A 17,354-nucleotide genomic window follows, 5' to 3' on the forward strand; every position below is an offset into this window, starting at 1 on the left:
TCGGAAACAGGGAAGCCCTCGCTACGAGGGCTTTCCTGTTCTGATGCTCACGACGGCAGCAACCGCGCACAAGCCGGCCGCGCCGAACCACGCCATCGTGTATGCGCCGGTGGCGTCACGCACAATGCCCGCGACGACGGACGCGATGCCCGCTCCGATCTGGTGTGAGGCGAACACCCATCCGAACACCAGAGAACCCTTGTCGCCGAACACCTCTCGGCACAGAGCAATCGTGGGCGGAACCGTTGCCACCCAATCCAATCCGTAGATCACTACGAAGATGACGATCGACGGTTGAATGGTTGCCGACAGCAACCACGGCAGAAACAGCAGCGAGATTCCGCGAAAGCCGTAATAGGCCGCCAACAGATACCGCGGATTCACTCGATCGGTCAGCCAACCCGATGCGATCGTCCCGACGATGTCGAAGATTCCCACCACCGCCAGCAGACCCGCTGCGGTGGTTTCGTGCATTCCGTGGTCGTGCGCCGACGGTATGAAGTGAGTTCCGATGAGCCCGTTGGTCGTTGCGCCACAGATCGCGAATCCGAGCACCAACGCCCAGAAGGTTCGTACTCGGCTCGCGTCGCGTAGAGCCTGCACCGCTGCGCGCGCGGGGTTCACGGTCGACACCGCCGCCGGCGGGACGTAGTCGGCGGGTGCGCCGTACGGAGTCACGCCGACATCGGCCGGCATGTTGCGCAGCCACCGCAACACGAACGGCACCACGATCAGCGAGCCCCCGGCGATGAGGAACGACGCTGCGCGCCAACCGGATCGGTCGACCAGCTGAGCGATCAACGGCAGAAAGATCAACTGCCCCGTCGCGCTGCCCGCGGTCAACACGCCCGAGACGAGCCCTCGACGCTGTACGAACCATCGATTCGTCACCACCGCCGCGAACACCAGAGCCATCGACCCCGTGCCCAACCCGATCATGACGCCCCACGTCAACACCAACTGCCATGCCTGGGTCACGAACACGCTCAGAGCGCTGCCCGCTGCCACGACGACCAACGCCGTCGACGTCACAGCTCGGATCCCGAAACGCTCCATCAACGCCGCGGCGAACGGTGCCGTCAGACCGAACAGCACCAGGTTGACGCCCACCGCGAGCGACAGCATCGACCGCGGCCAGCCGAACTCTTCCTGCAGCGGCACCATCAACACACTCGGTGCCGCGCGGAATCCGGCTGCGCCGACCAGGGCAAGGAACGCCACGGCCGCGACGATCCATGCCGGATGAAGTCGCCTGCGGGTCGCGATCTCGGAAGTCACGCAGACAGTGTGCCTCAGTCGAGCTGGCACACTGGAGCGGTGACCGTCAGCGCTGCCCACCGTCCCGAGTCCGGGCCCCTCGGTCCGCAAGAATTGGCGACCGCTGCGGTGATGAGCAGCTTCACCGTCGCGCTGACGGTGATCGGCGTGCTGGTGCCGATGGCAGCGATTCTGCAGGTAGTCGCCGCTATTCCCATGTCGGTGGTGGCCCTGCGCTATCGCACGCGAGCATTGGTCACCTCAGCGGTGGCGGGCATACTCGTAGGATTCGTCGCGGCCGGCACTCAGACGGCGCTCACCGTGGCCAGTGCGGCATTGCTGGGCGGTCTGGTCGGCCGGGCGAAGCGCCGGAAACAAGGCCTGTTCGGCGTGCTCGTCACGTCGGCAATCGTCGGACCGGCACTCGGAGCCCTCGCGGTGCTGTTGCTGCTGATCCTCGTCCCGCTACGGCAGCTGTTTCTCGAGACGCTCCGCAACACCATCGAAGGCATCTCCCGACTGTTCGAGCGGGTATCCGCCCCGCAGGCCATCCCCGATGTCATTCGCAGCAGCAGCACAGCGGTACTCGACAACTGGTGGTGGTGGGTCGGCGGGTCCATCGCATTCGGCATCGTCACCGGAACTCTGTTCGCGTGGCTGATCCTCACCGCCATCCTCGACCGCCTCTCGGCCATCCCCACACCGGAGCCGTTCGTCTCGGGCATCGACGACGAGATCGCGCCACTGCCCGTCACCCTGACCGCCGTGGGCTACCGATATCCCGGCAGCAGATCGGCAGCGTTGAGCGGCATCGACCTGCACATCGAACCGGGAGAATTCGTCGCGATCGTCGGCCACAACGGATCCGGCAAATCCACGCTGACGCGCATCCTCGCAGGCCGTGAACCCTCCGAGGGCTCGGTGACTCGTCCCGGCTCCACCGGACTCGGCCGGTACGGCGGCACCGCAGTGGTGTTGCAGCGACCCGAAAGTCAGATCCTCGGTACCCGCGTCGCCGACGACGTCGTATGGGGACTGCCACCCGGCGACTCTCGCCCCGACGTCGACGCCCTGCTCGACGAGGTGGGGTTGAGCGGCATGGGTGCTCGCGACACGGCCTCGCTTTCCGGCGGCGAGATGCAGCGACTCGCTGTCGCCGCGGCCCTGGCTCGGCGTCCCGCTCTACTGATTGCCGACGAGGCAACCGCCATGATCGACGCCTCGGGCCGGGAACATCTGGTCTCGCTACTCGCGGCACTGCCCCGTCGGCACGGGATGTCGGTCGTACTCGTCACCCATCATGTCTCGGAAACTGTTGCCGCTGATCGCGTCGTACATCTACACGAGGGCATGCAGGTGGAGCACGACACTCTGTGGATGCAGACCAGGACCGGCAACGCTGCTGTTCTGCACGACAATTCGAGCCCGCGCCTGCTCGAACTACGCGACGTGCGGCACGTCTACAACAGGCGCACCCCGTGGGCACAATCGGCGTTGAACGGCGTCGACATCACCGTCAAGCGAGGCGAGGGAGTTCTCGTTCTCGGCGGAAACGGTTCGGGCAAGTCGACTTCGGCGTGGATCATGGCCGGACTGACCGGGCCCACCACCGGCGTCGCGCAGCTCGACGGCAAGGCGATGACGTCGCGAGTCGGCGACGTCGGGCTGGCCTTTCAGCATTCGCGCCTGCAGTTGCAGCGGCGCACCGTCTCCGAGGACATCGCCGCGGCCGCGGGGCCCGAAACCGGTTCTGCCACAGTGTCGGCCGCGATGGATGCCGTCGGCCTCGACCGGTCACTGGCCGCACGCGACGTCGACTCGCTCAGCGGCGGGCAGATGCGACGCGTGGTGCTGGCCGGTCTGATCGCTCGTCGACCCCGCATCTTGGTGCTCGACGAGCCGCTGGCCGGACTCGACCCGCCCGGACGCGACGACATCATCGGCGTCCTCGCCGGCCTGCGTGAGCGCGGCGTATCGATCGTGGTCATCTCGCACGACGTGGACGGTATGGACGCCGTCTGCAGTCGAACCATCACGATGGCCGACGGCCACATCGTCTCCGATTCGATTCATGGGAGCGTGCATTCGTGACGACCGTCGTACTGCGCCAGGTTCCGCGGTTCTCACCCATTCATCGACTGTGGGCGGGCACCAAGCTCATCGTGGTGTTGCTGCTCAGCATCACGCTCGTCGTGGCTCCGACGTGGCCTGCCCTCGGCATCGTGTTCGCACTGCTGGTCATCGCCGCTGCCATTGCCCATATTCCGATCACAGCACTACCGCGCCCGCCGTGGTGGATCTGGGCACTCTTCGGCGTCGGAGCATTGATCAATCTGCCCATCGGCGGCGCAGCGGTTCTGCTGTACTTCCGTGCGACGCTGTTCGTGTTCGTTCTGCTCGGTGCATCGATGATGATCGGGTGGACGACGTCGATGAGTGATATCGCTCCGGCGGTGTCGAAACTCGGTGCACCGCTGAAGAAGCTGAAGCTGCCGGTCGACGAGTGGGCGATCGCCGTAGCGCTCAGCCTGCGGTCGCTTCCACTGCTCATCGAGGAGATGCGCACCCTCAACGCCGCCCGACGGCTGCGCCCGAAACCCGTGGTCAACAGTGCGTCGGACAACTCGCTGGTCGACATCGTGACCACGGTGATGTCGGTGGCCATCAGACGCGCGGACGAGATGGGTGAAGCCATCACCGCACGCGGGGGCACCGGCATGATCACCGCCACCGAGGCACGTTTCAAGGCCTCGGACGCGGCGACTCTGGTGGTGGTGACGCTGGCCTGCGCGGCCGCGATCGCGATCAGCTTCCTGCTGCGGTGAGCTACTCCCCCGCGAGACGCTCGGTGCGTGAGTTCAACGCCTTGACGAACACGTCCGGGATATCGCGGGGATCCTCCGCGACATAGCTCGTACCACCGGTGGCCGCGGAGATCTGCTGCAGCGCAACCGGATCGGCATCACTGGTGACGCCGACCGTGATGATCACGATGGGACGCACCGGATCCTGCTCCTTCTGCAGGGCGGCGAGAAGCTGGTCCAGGGAAATACTGCCGTTGTCCTCGTTCGCGCCGTCGGTGAGAATGATGACGCTGTTGACGTAGTCCGGGTCGTAGCCCTCCTTGACACGTCGGAACGCCGCAAGAGTGGTGTCGTAGAGCCCGGTTCCGCCTCCGACCAGAGCCGGTAGCCCACGGACCGCATCGAGAATGGCCTGACGCTGCGGCTTACCGTCGAACGTGTTGCTGACCGGGCCGAGCGGCACCAGTTCTCGATAGTCCTGCTTTCCACCACCGAGTCCGATGGAGAAGGCCCACAGCCCCATCTGCGTCTGATCGCTGAACAGATCGTTGGCACCGAGCGAGGCATCGACGGTCAACGCGATGCGGGTGGAGTCGCCGGATTTCGCCGCCATCGAACCCGATACGTCCTCGACGACGAGGGTCCGGAGCGGCAACGCGAGCACCGCCCAGTCGCGCAGCGTCGTCTCGATCGACAGCGGATTCTTGATTTCCAACGCGGCGACCGAGCCGACGCCTCTGCCGTCGGCCAAGGGGGTTCCACTCGACGTTCGGAAGCCGGCTGCAACGAGTGTGTCCGTCGCCGACTGCGAGGCCAGCACCGACGCCAACGCGGCCCCGGCGGCCTTGACGCGGTCGTACTCCGGCCCGGCCGGAGCCGTGACGGCGAGGGGGTAGTTGAGGAAGTAGCTGCCCGTCGGCGGCACCGACTCGGCGAGCGACGATCCGGGGTTCGCTGCCTCGTAGGCCAGCACGGCCTGTTCGGTGGCGACGCTGGTTCCGCCCTCGGTCGCCACCTGGGCGACGAGGTCCGGGGTGTCGTGGGGCGTGTCGGCTATCCGGCCGAAGTCCTGTGCCATGGGCACCAGAGCGGCAGACACGGCTTTGGCGTCGGAGATCGCGACCTCGGACTCGGCCAGCGCACCGAGGATCGCAGCGTTGGACGCACTACTGGTGAGCGGATCGCCGATGCGTTGGCCCGGCATCTGCAGCACGCTGAGCCAGGTGTCGGTCACCGGGGCGCCGTCGGACGCCGACACCAGCACGGGCAGTGTGTTCGCCACCGACGTCTTGGCGAGTTCGGGCAGGGCTCCGGTCGAACGCAAAGTCTTGAGCAGCCACAACGTCGAGTCCGGGATCCACAGGTCGGGGCGGTTCTCGTCGGTACCTGCGATCTCGGTCGCCGTGTCGGTGGGGCGCTCGGCCCGCACCTCGAAGTCGACGCAGCCGCGGTCCACCTCGCCCGCCTGGGCCAGGATCTGCTGCACCGGTTCGGCGATCGAGGTGTCCACCGCGAGCGAGACCGTGTCCAGCGATTCGCACGAGTCCGAACCCGCTGCGCGTACGGCCTGGACGCCGAACCAGCCACCGGCCGCGACCACGACTACTGCCAGCGCGGCCGCGCCCCAGGTCACGACAGGACTGAACCTGCGACTACTGCCGCTGTGACGTCCTGACATCGCTGACTCCCCTACTTATACCCCCGACACGACTGTGTTGCGGGACTTCTCCGCACTACCCCACGTGACGGAGAGCACGCGGCGCACAGCATAGCCGCTCCCGTCAGCGACCGGAACGGCTTCTCAGTGCATTGACGAAGACGTTCGGTATTTCGGCGGGGTTTCGCGCTACGAAGCTGGTGCCCCCGGTGGCAGCAGAAATTTGTTGCAGCACACCCGCATCGGCGTCGTCGGTGATACCGATGGTGACGATGACGACCGGACGAGACGGGTCCTGTTCGGTACGCAGTGTGGCCAGCAGTTCGTCGAGCGAGATGCTGTTCGGATCCTCGTTGGCACCGTCGGTGAGGATGATGACGCTGTTCACCGCATCGGGGTCGTAGCCCTGCTGCACGGTGCGGAACGCGGCCAACGTGGTGTCGTACAGTCCGGTTCCACCACCGACCAGGGACGGAAGGGTGCGGGTCTGCTGCAGCAGCACTTCACGCTGGGTCGTGTCGCCGACCTTCTCGTCCATGCGCCGGATCGGTGCCAGCTCACGGTAATCCTGATCGCCGCCGCCGAGCCCGATGGAGAAGGCCCACAATCCCATCGACGCATTGTCGGGAAACAGTCGATTCCCGGTCTCGCTGGCCTGCACCGTCATCGCGATCCGGGTGTTCGCCCCGGCGCTGTAGTTCATCGAGCCGGACACGTCTTCCATCACGAGCGCTCGCGACGGGAGCGCGAGCACCTGATATTGACGCAGCACCGATTCGGCAGCCTGCTGGTCGCCGATCGCCAGACTCTCGACGGCACCGATACCACGATCGGACTCGAGGGGCGCGTTGTCTTCCGACCGAAAACCGGCCTCGGACAACATCTCCCGACCTCGATCGGATTCGATGACCGCGGCCAGCGCGCTGCCGACCGACTTCGCGCTGTCGTGCCGCTCGCCTGCAGGCTCGGTGACGGCCAGCGGGAAGTTCAGAAAGATGCTGCCCGTCGGCGGCACCGTCGCACCGAGTTCGGCACCGGTGTCGTTTCGGTACTCCAACATGGTCTGCTCGGACACCACGGCCACGCCGCCGTCGGCCACCAGATCGTCCAACCGGGTGGTGGGATCGGCTTCGCCGCGGGTGGCGGCCTGAGCCTGAGCGATCGGCACGAGCGCCGTCGACACCGCATCGAGGGCCTTCTCGTCTCCACCCGCCTCGGCTACCGCCCCGAGGATCGCCGCGTCGGAGATGGTGTTGGCCAACGGATTACCGATGCGCAAACCTTCGAGCTTCAGTGCGGTGAGCCACGTGTCGAAGAACGGAACCTCGTCCTTGCGGGTTGCGAGGACGGCCGGGGTGCTTGCCACCGACTGGCTCGCCAGGTCGATCAGCGACGCGGTCGATCGCACGGTCTTGCCGACCCACAGCGACGAATCGGGAATCCAGAGCGAGGGAACGTCGTCGCCTTTGGCCACTGCGGCCGACACCTGACCCGACTCCATCGCCGTCACCGCCACCTCGGCACAACCGAGATCCTCGGGCGCGGAGTCGTCGACGATCTTCTGCAGTACCGGCGCGATCGCGGGGTCGGCAGCCAACGTGTAGTTCGACGGGTCACCGCAGTCGCTGCCGAAGACCTTCTGCGCCAAGAACACTCCGCCTGCGACGATCAGAAGCAGGACGACGGCAACGACGACGTACTTGGCGAACCCTCTGTTGCCCGTCGCGGACGACGGCGCACTGTGCCTACCGGGCATGCATCTCCACTCCTACACCGTCAGGCGTAGATCTTGACGAACGTCTTCAGCGAGTTCTCGATGTCGCCCTTGAGTGCGCGAGCGACACCGGACCCGATGGGTCCGAACAACGGGGCACCGCCCAGATTGACGTCGATCGTGATCTCGGACCCGTCACCCTTGGACTTCACCGACAGGTCGAGACCGATCTTCACTCCGCCCTTACCGTTGCCCTTGAGCTCGAGCTTCCGGGGCGGATCATAGGACTCGATCTTCCACGAGACGCGGTTGCGCATGCCCTTCACGCTGGCGATGGAGTCCAGGGTGGTGCCGACGGCCAGCTGCTCGGGCAGCTCACCGCGCCACGCTTCGTGGATGGAGAGCCACTGCTCGTAGCCGGACAGATCGGACGCATGCGCCCACGTCTGCTCGGGGGTCAGCGGGACGTCGAGGGAAACCTTCAGCTTGGCCACAGCAGGGATGGTAACCGCTGGACGAAAAATGCCCGTGTGAGGCCTTGCTCACACGGGCACTTCGCGAACAGTCCTACAGGTGGATCAGTGGGCGCTGGCCTTCTCCGCACCGATGCCGGTGAGAGAGCGAACCTCCATCTCGGCCTGCTTGTCGGTGTTCTCGGTGTCCTTCGAGATCAGCGTTCCGACGATACCGAGGATGAATGCCAACGGAATCGACACGATGCCGGGGTTGGACAGCGGGAACCACGCGAAGTCCGAGCCGGGGATCATCGACGTCTTCGATCCCGACACGGCCGGGGAGAAGATGATCAGCACGATCGTCGAGATCAGGCCGCCGTACATGCTGAACAGTGCGCCCGTGGTGGTGAAGCGACGCCAGAACAGCGAGTACAGGATGGTCGGCAGGTTCGCTGCTGCCGCGACGGCGAACGCCAGCGCCACCAGGAAGGCGATGTTCTGCCCGTTCGCGAGGATGCCGAGGCCGATGGCCAGAATGCCGATGACGACGGCCGTGATCCGCGAGACCTTGACCTGCTTCTTGTCGTCGACCTTGCCCTTCTTGATGACGCTCGCATAGATGTCGTGAGCGAACGACGCCGACGCGGTGATCGTCAATCCGGCGACGACGGCGAGGATGGTCGCGAAGGCGACCGCAGAGATGACGCCGAGCAGAATGACGCCGCCGAGCTCGAAGGCCAGCAGCGGAGCCGCGGAGTTCTGACCACCGGCGGAGGCCAGGATGCGGTCGGGTCCGACGATCGCTGCGGCACCGTAGCCGAGCACGAGGGTGAAGAGGTAGAACGCACCGATGAGCGCGATGGCCCACACGACACTGCGACGAGCTTCCTTGGCGGTGGGCACCGTGTAGAAGCGCATCAGCACGTGCGGCAGACCTGCCGTACCGAGGACGAGTGCGATGCCGAGCGACAGGAAGTTGATCTTCGAGGTGGCGCTGCCGCCGTACTGGGCACCGGGCTCGATGACGTCACGAGCACCGACGATCGGGTCGGCCGAGCTCGACACCATCGCCTGCGCGCTGCCGAGAAGCTCGGAGAAGTTCAGGCCGAACTTGGCGAGCACGAGCACGGTCATGAATGCGGCACCGGCGATGAGCAGAACGGCCTTGATGATCTGCACCCACGTGGTGCCCTTCATACCGCCGATGAGCACGTACGCGATCATCAGCACACCGACGATGGCGATCACGATGGACTGTCCGGTGCGGTCGGAGATGTCGAGCAGCAGTGCGACGAGTCCGCCTGCGCCTGCCATCTGAGCCAACAGGTAGAACAGCGACACCGTCAGCGTCGACAGTGCGGCCGCGGTACGAACCGGGCCTTGCTTGAGCCGGAAGCTCAGCACGTCCGCCATCGTGAATTTCCCGGTGTTCCTGAGCAATTCGGCGACGAGCAGGAGCGCGACGAGCCAGGCGACGAGGAACCCGATGGAGTACAGGAAGCCGTCGTAGCCGTAGACGGCGATGGCACCGGCGATACCGAGAAAGCTTGCGGCCGAGAGGTAGTCACCGGCAATGGCGACGCCGTTCTGCGGTCCGGAGAATCCGCCGCCCGCGGTGAAGAACTCCGCAGACGTCGCGTTCTTCTTGGAGGCGCGAATGACGACGGCCATCGTGATGAGGACGAACGCGCCGAAGATCGCGATGTTGACGAGCGGTTCACCGACCGTGGTGTCGGCGGCCTGGGCAAGTACATTCACGGCTTCTACATTCACGGCTTCGCTCCCTGGGAGGCTTCCATCTCGGCGCGCAGGGCTGCGGCGCGAGGATCGAGTTCACGGTTGGCGAACCGCACGTAGATGCCGGTGATGGCGAACGTGGTGACGAACTGGCCGAGGCCGAGCAGCAGACCGACGTTGATGTTGCCCCACACCTTGGTCGACATGAAGTCGACGGCGTAGGTGCTGAGCAGCACGTAGATGACGTACCAGACCAGGAAGAACCCGGCCATCGGGAACACGAAGCTACGCAGGCGGTGCCGGAGTTCCTGGAACTCGGGACTGGCCTGCATGTCGACGAACGCTTGCGCGTCCGGTGGCGAATTGGTTTCCGGTGCGGTCACCTTGGACTCCTGAAGTTGATGTGAGCTGTAGCTGACTCGGAACAGTAGTGAGAGTCAGGTCACAACATCAGGGGGTGGCGTCGATCACACGACGGGCTGCGGGAGTGTGCGACGAGCGGTAGCGCAGACCCGACGAACGGCCTTCTCTCACTACAGCTCGCGCTCTCGGTCTTTGCCCATGTCGAGGCCTTCGGGCAGGTGCAGTCGGGCGAAGATTCGGGAGATGTCCGACGGCACTGTTCGCCGGGTGGCGAGGCTGACGACGATCATCGCGGCGAAGGCCACGGGAACGCTGACCGCGGCCGGGTAGCCGAGTATCGCTGCCGCCCAGCCCCCGAGGACGCCGTCGGAGATGGGGGTGACGACGGAGATCGACGCGGCGACGAGGGAGAGTCCGCCGCCGAGGAACAGCCCGGCCGCGGCTCCTGCTGCGGTGAGTCCGCGCCACCAGATGCCGAGCACGAGCAGCGGACACAGCGTGGACGCGGCGACGGCGAACACGAGCCCGACGGTACGCGAGAGATCCAGTGACACAACGCCGATCGACAGTGCGAGTGGCACTGCGCCGGCAAGGACGGCCGCGACACGGAAGTCTCGGACCTTGCCGGAGAGTACGTCGGTGCTCAGGACGCCCGCGATGCTGACCAGCAGGCCGGACGACGTGGACAGGAAGGCGGCGATGGCTCCGGCCGCGACGAGTGCGGCCAGCAACTGGCCGGGTACCCCCGACAGCACGGAGCCGGGCAGCAGCAACACTGCGGCGTCTGAGGCACCGGTGATCAGCAGCTGCGGCACGTAGAGCCGGGCGAACACTCCGAGGACCGTCGGGAACAGATAGAAGGTGCCGAGCAGCGCCAGCACGGTCAGCGAGGTCAATCGCGCGGCTCGGCCGTCGGGGTTGGTGTAGAACCGCACCAGCACGTGCGGCAGCCCGAGGGTGCCGAGGAACGTGGCCAGGATCAGCGAATACACCTGGTAGAGCGGGTGCTGACCGCCCAGTCCCCCGCCGGGCATCGCCCAGGCGCGGTCGGTTGTCGGTGCGCCGGCGACCACCGGAACCGGCGAGCCCGCGTCGAGGGTGAGCAGTGTCCCGGACCCGAGCCGGTGTTCGCCTGCATCGAGATTCACACGTCCATCGACGCTCTGCTCGTCCAGGGTTCCTGTCACGGACACCACGACCGGCGAGTCGACCTGCACGAGCACGTCGGTGGTGATGTCGACCCGGGTCTGCTCGGCGACGGTCGGCGGGGCCGCGCTACCGACGCTGCGGTCGTCGGCGACGAAGTGGACGGTCAGCACCAGTGCGGGGATGGCGATCGCGGTGAGCTTGAGCCAGTACTGGAACGCCTGCACGAAGGTGATCGAGCGCATTCCGCCGCCGACGACGTTCGCGATGACGATCAGACCGACCGCGAGTGCTCCCACCCAGCCCGGCACTCCGAGAAGGATGTTCAGCGTCAGGCCCGCGCCCTGGAACTGCGGCACCAGATACAGCGCGCAGATCACCACCACCACGAGCATGGCCACGGTACGCAACCATGGTGCGCCGAGCCGGAATTCGACGAAGTCGGGCACCGTGTACGCACCGCTCCTGCGCAGTGGAGCGGCGACGAACAGCAGCAGACCGAGATAGCCTGCAGTGAAGCCGACGGGATACCACAGCGCATCGGCACCGTACTTGGCGATGAGACCAGCGACACCGAGAAAGGATGCGGCAGAAAGGTATTCACCCGAGATGGCCGCGGCGTTCCACCGCGGTCCGACGGTCCGCGAGGCCACCAGGAAGTCGGACGTGGTGCGGGCCAATCGAACTCCGTAGACACCGATGCCGACGGTTGCCACCGCGGCCACGATCAACGCAATCAGTGTCGCGACGGGTATCGATCCGTTCACCGGCGCCTAGTCCTCGACCAGGCCGACGAACTCGGCCTCGTTACGCTCGGCGCGGCGCACGTACGCGCGGCCGACGCCGAACAGCAACGGATAGATGGCCACCCCCAGCAGCAACCACGGCAACCCGAAACCGAACGGCGCGACATCGGTGAAACGGGTGAGCAGCATGCCCAACAGGGGAATCGCGAACAGGATCGACAACGTCATCACTGCCAGGCGCAGCGACAGCAGGAGTTGCGCACGCACCAGGCTTCGCACCAGCGCGTCGCCCACCTCGGTTTGCTCCTGCACCTCGACGCGGGTGCGCACCAGGCGCGCGCCGCGGCGCTGCGAGAGCACCACCCGCTCCCGGTGCGGCTGACTCACCGCGCACCTCTCGTCACCGTGACGACCACGACTGCAGCGGACCGCGCACGAGCCGGTCCTTCAGTTCTCTGGTGTGCCGCCGGCTCACCGGGAGTTCACAGGCCGGCAGCGCGCCGGTGGCGCGCAGACACACCACCAAGCCCGAACCGACGCTTCTGATTCCGGTGACCAAGGAAAGCGAAACCAGATACGAACGATGCACTCGCAGGAAACCGGCATCGGCCCAACGACTTTCGAGAGCCGAGATGGGAATTCGCACCAGGTGCGAACCGGTGGCGGTGTGCAGCCGCGCGTAGTCACCGTCGGCCTCCACCCACGCCACCGACGACCGGTGTACCAGCGTGGTGGTTCCACCGAGCTCGACCGGGATGACCTCGTCGGCAGCCGATTCGGCCGACTCGGCGGGCCGACGACGGGCGAGCAGAACCCGTCGGACGGCCTCGGCCAAGCGGTCGTCGCGCAACGGCTTGAGGAGGTAGTCCACCGCGCCCAGATCGAAGGCAGCCAATGCCCGATCGTCGTGCGCGGTGACGAACACGACCGCAGGTGGCCGAGCGAACGCCGACAGGATTCCGGCGAGCTCGAGGCCGTCGAGGCCGGGCATGTTGATGTCGAGAAACACTGCATCGACCACGGATTGACCGGAGGTCTGCTTGAGTTGGCGCAGGGCGGTGGTCGCGTCCTGCGCGGTGTACACCTCGGCCACGGCCTCCTGCTCGCGCAGCAGGAAAGCCAGCTCGTCCAGGGCAGGCCGCTCGTCGTCGACCGCCAGCACGACCAGCCCGCGCGCCGAACCGGAGTTCGCTGGATGCGTCATGCCCGCACCCCCGGCCTGAACTTGGGCACCCGCATGCTCACTTTCGTGCCTGCTCCCGGTGCGGTGTCCACGACGAGACCGTAGTCGTTTCCGAAGGCCGCCCGCAGCCGATCGTCCACGTTCGCCAGTCCGACGTGGGCCGCATCCTCGGTGTGCAGGCTGCCCGATCGCAGTACCTCGGGGTCCATTCCCACTCCGTCGTCCTCGATGCTGATCACGGCGTCGGTGCCCTCGTCGGCGGCGATGATCGTGACGCGACCGCCGTCGGCCTTGCCCGACAAACCGTGCCGGACGGCATTCTCCACCAGTGGCTGCAGCGCCAGAAACGGCAGGGCCACCCCGAGCACCTCGGGAGCAACCTGCAGGGTGACCTGCAGCGAATCGCCGAACCGGGCCCGTTCGAGCGTCAGGTACCGATCGATATTGCGTAGTTCGTCGGCGAGCACGGTGAATTCCCCGGCGTTGCGGAATGAGTACCGGGTGAAGTCGGCGAATTCGAGCACCAGTTCCCGTGCCCGATCCGGATCGGTACGGACGAACGACGCGATGGTGCCCAGCGCGTTGTAGATGAAATGCGGGCTGATCTGGGCCCGGAGTGCACGCACCTCGGCTCGGTCCAACCGCGCCCGCGATGCGTCCAGTTCGGCGAGTTCGATCTGACCGAACGCGTAGCGCGCGACCTCGGCGATGGCCCCGAGCATGCCCGGGCCTGGTTCGGCCACCACCGCGGCACCGAGCACCCCCACCACCGGCGAATCCTCGTCGATCAACGGCTGCACCACCAGGGCTTTGACCTCGTGGATCGAGCCGAGCGGAAGCCGCACGAGCACGCGCCGCTGCCCGTCGACGGCGCGTCTGGCCGCCTCCACGAACGCCGGAGTCAACTCCGGCCACGGCCCGTCCCAGGCCAGCAGCGACGCACTCGGATCGCAGATACCCAGTGCATCCGCCCCGGTCAGGACTCGAAGATGGGGAGCAGCGGCGGCAGCCGAGCGGGCATCGAGACCGTTCCGCAGCGGCTTCGCCGCCAACGACGCGGTATGCAGGGTGGCATGAACCGCACGCTCCTCGGGGGTGGTCAGATCGCGTCGCCCGCGCAGGCTGATCAGCGCGATGGCGGTGACGATCGCCGCCACGATCACCGCCATCCACGCCAGTGCCGCGGTCATCGTGCGCAGGTGGTCGAGTTGGGCACGTTCAGGAAACGCTCGACGAGCCAGTCGACGCCGATACCGTTGGCGGCCAGATCCGCGTGCCCCTGCTCGGGTTCCGAACGCAGTTCCACGTCGTCGCCGAGTCCGCAGGCTTTCGCCACGGCGTCGCGAGTCCACTGCGGATCGATCAGGTCGTCGCGCTCGCCGACCAGAACGAACAGCGGAACATCGGTGCGGGACGTCGGCAGCGCCACCGATCGGAGCCAGTCCGTCATTCGATTCGCGGCCCGGTCATCGGCCGGGACGGCATCGGCCGGATCGATGACGGCTCCGGCGTCGGCCTTGGAGAAACCGAGCAGATCGCTGCACGCCGTCAGCGCGGTCACGTTGTCGGCGAAGGTGCCGCGGATGTAGTCGGAGCGCTCGACGCTCGGATCCGTGACGTGCAGACCCTCGTAGAGAAACGGCACCAGCAACTGACGGGACAGGGTCTGTTCGGTGTCGGCTGCGAAGTACCGCGTGAGATCGGCTGCAGGCGACAGCGCGGCGACTCCGACCAGTTCCAAACCGTCGCCGTACTCCGCATTGCGCTCGGCAGCGGCCCAGACCGCTTGTCCCCCTTGAGAAGTGCCGATGGCGCCCCATCGGGTTCCGACGTCGGGCACCACTGTACGCGCGGCGCGCACGGCATCGATGACGTCGTAGGCCGCAGCATCGATATTCAGATACGCCGGATCCCCCGGAGTCCCCAGACCCTGGTAATCCGTCACCACCACGACGGTGCCGCGCTCGAGGAAAGGCGTCACCAGGCCGATGGTGCCCAACAGGTTCGGATACAGCGAGGGCGCACACTCGTCGGTGACACCGGTGGTGCCGTGCCCGACCGAGACGATCGGCCAGCCACCGGCAGGCGCAGAACCCTTGGGTACGAACACCGTTGCCGATGTCTCGGTTCCGCCTCCGGTGACGCCGTCGGTGGTGCGGTAGACGATCTTCGTGGCGGATCCGCCCAGAAATGCAACACCGATGTCGACCTGACCGAGCGGCATCGACGAGACGATCGAACCGCGGTCGGAGCCCTCGGGTGCCGGATTCGACGTGGGTGCCGGAGCCACGGGAGGCACGGCAGGCGAACTGCACGCGGCGAGGGCGAACACGAGTGCCGCGGCGGCCACCAGTCCGGTCGACCTCACTGTCTCAGCGCTCCCACTGTGTTCGTCGTCTACGTCGTGCGTCGTTCGATGCGTGCCTCGGCCGCGATCTCTTCCACGTCCAGACCATTCAACACTGCGCGTAGGGCTTCGTCGTCCAACTCCCCCGAGTCGCGGGCGGCGATCAGTGCGGCCCGCTGCGCGACCAGGACATTGTGCCGCAGGGTGTCGAACAGCGCGCCGGCCGCCGCGATTCGCTTCTCGCGGTCCTCGGTCTCGTCCGCGTCCATCCGGGCCCGCACCGACCGTCGCACGCGGGCGATCACCTCGGCTACCCGGTCACTGTCGACGCCGGAGATGCCGTCCTTCGCGGCCCGCTCGAGGTACGTCTCGGCAGCCGTGCGGGCGATGGCCTGCGAGAGCAGTCGTTGATTGTCGTTGCGTTGCTGCTCGAGTGGATCGGCGACGTCCAACCGCCGAATGAGGAGCGGAAGCGTCAGGCCCTGCAGCAGCAACGTTCCGACTGCGACGACGAACGCGACCGCTTGAATCACCGCCCGCCCGGGAAATTCCTCGCCGAGCACGGTGGTGAACGGAACACCCGCGGCTGCGGCGAGAGTCACCACTCCGCGCATCCCGGCCCACGACAGCACCAGGTTCTGCTGCCACGTCAGGCCGTCGGCCACCCCCTCGCGCCGAAACACCGTGCGAAAGAGCAGGTTTCTCCCCGAGTTGAAGAAGATCCAGGCCGGACGAACGACGATGACCACGAGCAGCACCAGCAGCGCGTACCCGAAAATGTGATGCACCGGAAGACCCTCGCGCTGCACCTCGGAAATGACGAACTTCAGCTGTAAACCCATGTACGCGAACACGAATGCTTCCAGCAGCAGGTCCACCGTCGGCCACACCTGGCGCTCCTGCACCCGGGTCGAGACCGACACGTCGGCCGTGACACGGCCCAGTACGAAACCTGCGGTGACGACGGCCAACACGCCGGACGCGTGAATCTCTTCCGCTGCCAGATACGCCGCGAACGGCAGGACGAGTCCGAGCACCGTCTCGAGCGCCGAATCGGCGATCCGGTTTCGCACGAAACGAACGATGCGCGAGAGGACGAATCCGACCAGCACGCCGCCGACGATCTCGTACAGAAAGAACAGAACCGGTGAGCCGAGTTCGATACGACTGCCCGTCACCGACGCAACGGTCAAGGTGAACAAGGTCAACGCAGCCGCGTCATTCACCAGGCTCTCCCCGGTGAGGATGGCCATCATTCTCGCGGGCAGGCCGAGCTTGCGGCCGACGGCGATCGCAGAGACCGCGTCGGGTGGGGCCACGACGGCACCGAGCACGAGGGCCGCACCCAGAGTCAGCTCGGGAACGAGCAGGTTGGCGAAGTACCCGACGGCCACGGTCGTCACGATCACCATCACCAGACCGAGGCGCAGGATCTGGCCGATGTTGCGGCGAAAACTGACGAAGGAGTAGTTCAGCGCCGCGGAGTACAGCAACGGCGGCAGCACGACACCGAGGATGAGCTGGGGCGAGAGACTGATGTGCGGTACGCCGGGCACGAACGACGCGATGGATCCGACGGTCACCAGAACGAGCGGGACCTGCAGGTCCAGACGCTTGGCGAATCCCGCGACTGCGATCGCGAAGATGACTACGAGAAGAAGTACCGGTCCGTCCACCCGCCCGATTCTGCCGCCCGCAGCGCCCTACGGCACCACCGACGACCCGAACACCGGGTGGACGGCCCGAATCGACCTACTTGTCCGGAATTGCCTTCTTGGCGGCTTCCTGCGCCTTGTCGATCTTGTCCGCGTACTTGCCGCCGGTCTTGTTGTCGATGAAGTCCCCGGCCTTCTCCACGACGTCGTCGATCTTGTCCGCGTTCTCTGCCGCAAGGTTCTTGCCCTTGTCGACCATGCCCTTCAAATTGTCTGCGAAGCCCATGAAA

At 66.2% G+C, this 17,354-nt stretch carries 15 protein-coding genes; 2 read left to right on the top strand and 13 right to left on the bottom strand.

Features of this window, described 5'->3' with window-relative positions; translation table 11 throughout:
• Positions 1 to 21: 21 nt before the first annotated feature.
• Positions 22 to 1,278: an MFS transporter gene (locus AB0O58_RS10055; RefSeq protein ID WP_032365954.1), complete on the bottom strand. Its 1,257-nt coding sequence runs from the start codon at positions 1,276 to 1,278 to the stop codon at positions 22 to 24.
• Positions 1,279 to 1,317: 39 nt separating this feature from the next.
• Between AB0O58_RS10055 and AB0O58_RS10060 the strand changes: the two genes are divergently transcribed.
• Positions 1,318 to 3,348, top strand: coding sequence for a DUF2232 domain-containing protein (locus tag AB0O58_RS10060; RefSeq protein ID WP_230591090.1), 2,031 nt, complete (start codon positions 1,318 to 1,320; stop codon positions 3,346 to 3,348).
• A complete protein-coding gene (locus AB0O58_RS10065) occupies positions 3,345 to 4,082 on the top strand; it encodes an energy-coupling factor transporter transmembrane protein EcfT (RefSeq protein ID WP_032371267.1) in 738 nt (245 codons plus the stop codon). Before AB0O58_RS10060 ends, AB0O58_RS10065 begins: the two co-directional genes overlap by 4 nt.
• 1 nt (position 4,083) lies before the next feature.
• Here AB0O58_RS10065 and AB0O58_RS10070 read toward each other — a convergent pair whose 3' ends face one another.
• The 12 genes from AB0O58_RS10070 to AB0O58_RS10125 all read right to left on the bottom strand — a co-directional run bounded on the left by AB0O58_RS10070 (position 4,084) and on the right by AB0O58_RS10125 (position 17,350).
• The gene (locus AB0O58_RS10070) at positions 4,084 to 5,694 is read right to left on the bottom strand and encodes a VWA domain-containing protein (protein WP_230591091.1); all 1,611 of its coding nucleotides are present in this window, start codon (positions 5,692 to 5,694) and stop codon (positions 4,084 to 4,086) included.
• Between the two features lie 148 nt (positions 5,695 to 5,842).
• Positions 5,843 to 7,474: a substrate-binding domain-containing protein gene (locus tag AB0O58_RS10075; RefSeq protein WP_094694777.1), complete on the bottom strand. Its 1,632-nt coding sequence runs from the start codon at positions 7,472 to 7,474 to the stop codon at positions 5,843 to 5,845.
• Positions 7,475 to 7,494: 20 nt separating this feature from the next.
• Positions 7,495 to 7,926: an SRPBCC family protein gene (locus AB0O58_RS10080; protein ID WP_027495972.1), complete on the bottom strand. Its 432-nt coding sequence runs from the start codon at positions 7,924 to 7,926 to the stop codon at positions 7,495 to 7,497.
• An 84-nt stretch (positions 7,927 to 8,010) separates the two neighbouring features.
• Positions 8,011 to 9,645, bottom strand: coding sequence for a cation acetate symporter (locus tag AB0O58_RS10085; RefSeq protein WP_032373078.1), 1,635 nt, complete (start codon positions 9,643 to 9,645; stop codon positions 8,011 to 8,013).
• 11 nt (positions 9,646 to 9,656) lie between these two features.
• The gene (locus AB0O58_RS10090) at positions 9,657 to 9,956 is read right to left on the bottom strand and encodes a DUF485 domain-containing protein (RefSeq protein ID WP_063216896.1); all 300 of its coding nucleotides are present in this window, start codon (positions 9,954 to 9,956) and stop codon (positions 9,657 to 9,659) included.
• A 201-nt stretch (positions 9,957 to 10,157) separates the two neighbouring features.
• On the bottom strand, positions 10,158 to 11,900 hold the full coding sequence (locus AB0O58_RS10095; protein ID WP_032371271.1) for a cation acetate symporter: 1,743 nt from the start codon (positions 11,898 to 11,900) through the stop codon (positions 10,158 to 10,160).
• Positions 11,901 to 11,906: 6 nt separating this feature from the next.
• Complete coding sequence (locus AB0O58_RS10100; RefSeq protein WP_032371272.1) at positions 11,907 to 12,266, bottom strand: hypothetical protein; 360 nt, start codon at positions 12,264 to 12,266, stop codon at positions 11,907 to 11,909.
• Between the two features lie 13 nt (positions 12,267 to 12,279).
• Positions 12,280 to 13,083 carry a LytTR family DNA-binding domain-containing protein gene (locus AB0O58_RS10105; protein ID WP_032371273.1) on the bottom strand — a complete coding sequence of 268 codons (804 nt, stop codon included), beginning with the start codon at positions 13,081 to 13,083 and terminating at the stop codon, positions 12,280 to 12,282.
• Positions 13,080 to 14,252 (bottom strand): histidine kinase, encoded by a 1,173-nt coding sequence (locus AB0O58_RS10110; RefSeq protein ID WP_032365963.1) that lies wholly within the window; start codon positions 14,250 to 14,252, stop codon positions 13,080 to 13,082. The genes AB0O58_RS10105 and AB0O58_RS10110 overlap by 4 nt, the downstream gene beginning before the upstream one ends.
• Complete coding sequence (locus AB0O58_RS10115) at positions 14,249 to 15,430, bottom strand: alpha/beta hydrolase (RefSeq protein WP_179274209.1); 1,182 nt, start codon at positions 15,428 to 15,430, stop codon at positions 14,249 to 14,251. Before AB0O58_RS10115 ends, AB0O58_RS10110 begins: the two co-directional genes overlap by 4 nt.
• Before the next feature lie 29 nt (positions 15,431 to 15,459).
• Positions 15,460 to 17,085 carry a Na+/H+ antiporter gene (locus AB0O58_RS10120; RefSeq protein WP_032381694.1) on the bottom strand — a complete coding sequence of 542 codons (1,626 nt, stop codon included), beginning with the start codon at positions 17,083 to 17,085 and terminating at the stop codon, positions 15,460 to 15,462.
• 76 nt (positions 17,086 to 17,161) lie between these two features.
• Positions 17,162 to 17,350: an antitoxin gene (locus AB0O58_RS10125; RefSeq protein ID WP_032371276.1), complete on the bottom strand. Its 189-nt coding sequence runs from the start codon at positions 17,348 to 17,350 to the stop codon at positions 17,162 to 17,164.
• Between the last annotated feature and the right edge of the window lie 4 nt (positions 17,351 to 17,354).

Origin of the sequence: Rhodococcus sp. NPDC080181 (genome assembly GCF_040702225.1) — a bacterium.
Classification (GTDB): Bacteria; Actinomycetota; Actinomycetes; order Mycobacteriales; family Mycobacteriaceae; genus Rhodococcoides; species Rhodococcoides fascians.

Excerpts from the sequence above, each read along its gene's own strand:
- AB0O58_RS10110 (WP_032365963.1), bottom strand. The coding sequence starts at position 14,252 with ATGACCGCGGCACTGGCGTGGATGGCGGTGATCGTGGCGGCGATCGTC.
- AB0O58_RS10090 (WP_063216896.1), bottom strand. The coding sequence starts at position 9,956 with ATGCAGGCCAGTCCCGAGTTCCAGGAACTCCGGCACCGCCTGCGTAGC.
- AB0O58_RS10125 (WP_032371276.1), bottom strand. The coding sequence starts at position 17,350 with ATGGGCTTCGCAGACAATTTGAAGGGCATGGTCGACAAGGGCAAGAAC.
- AB0O58_RS10105 (WP_032371273.1), bottom strand. The coding sequence starts at position 13,083 with ATGACGCATCCAGCGAACTCCGGTTCGGCGCGCGGGCTGGTCGTGCTG.
- AB0O58_RS10075 (WP_094694777.1), bottom strand. The coding sequence starts at position 7,474 with ATGCCCGGTAGGCACAGTGCGCCGTCGTCCGCGACGGGCAACAGAGGG.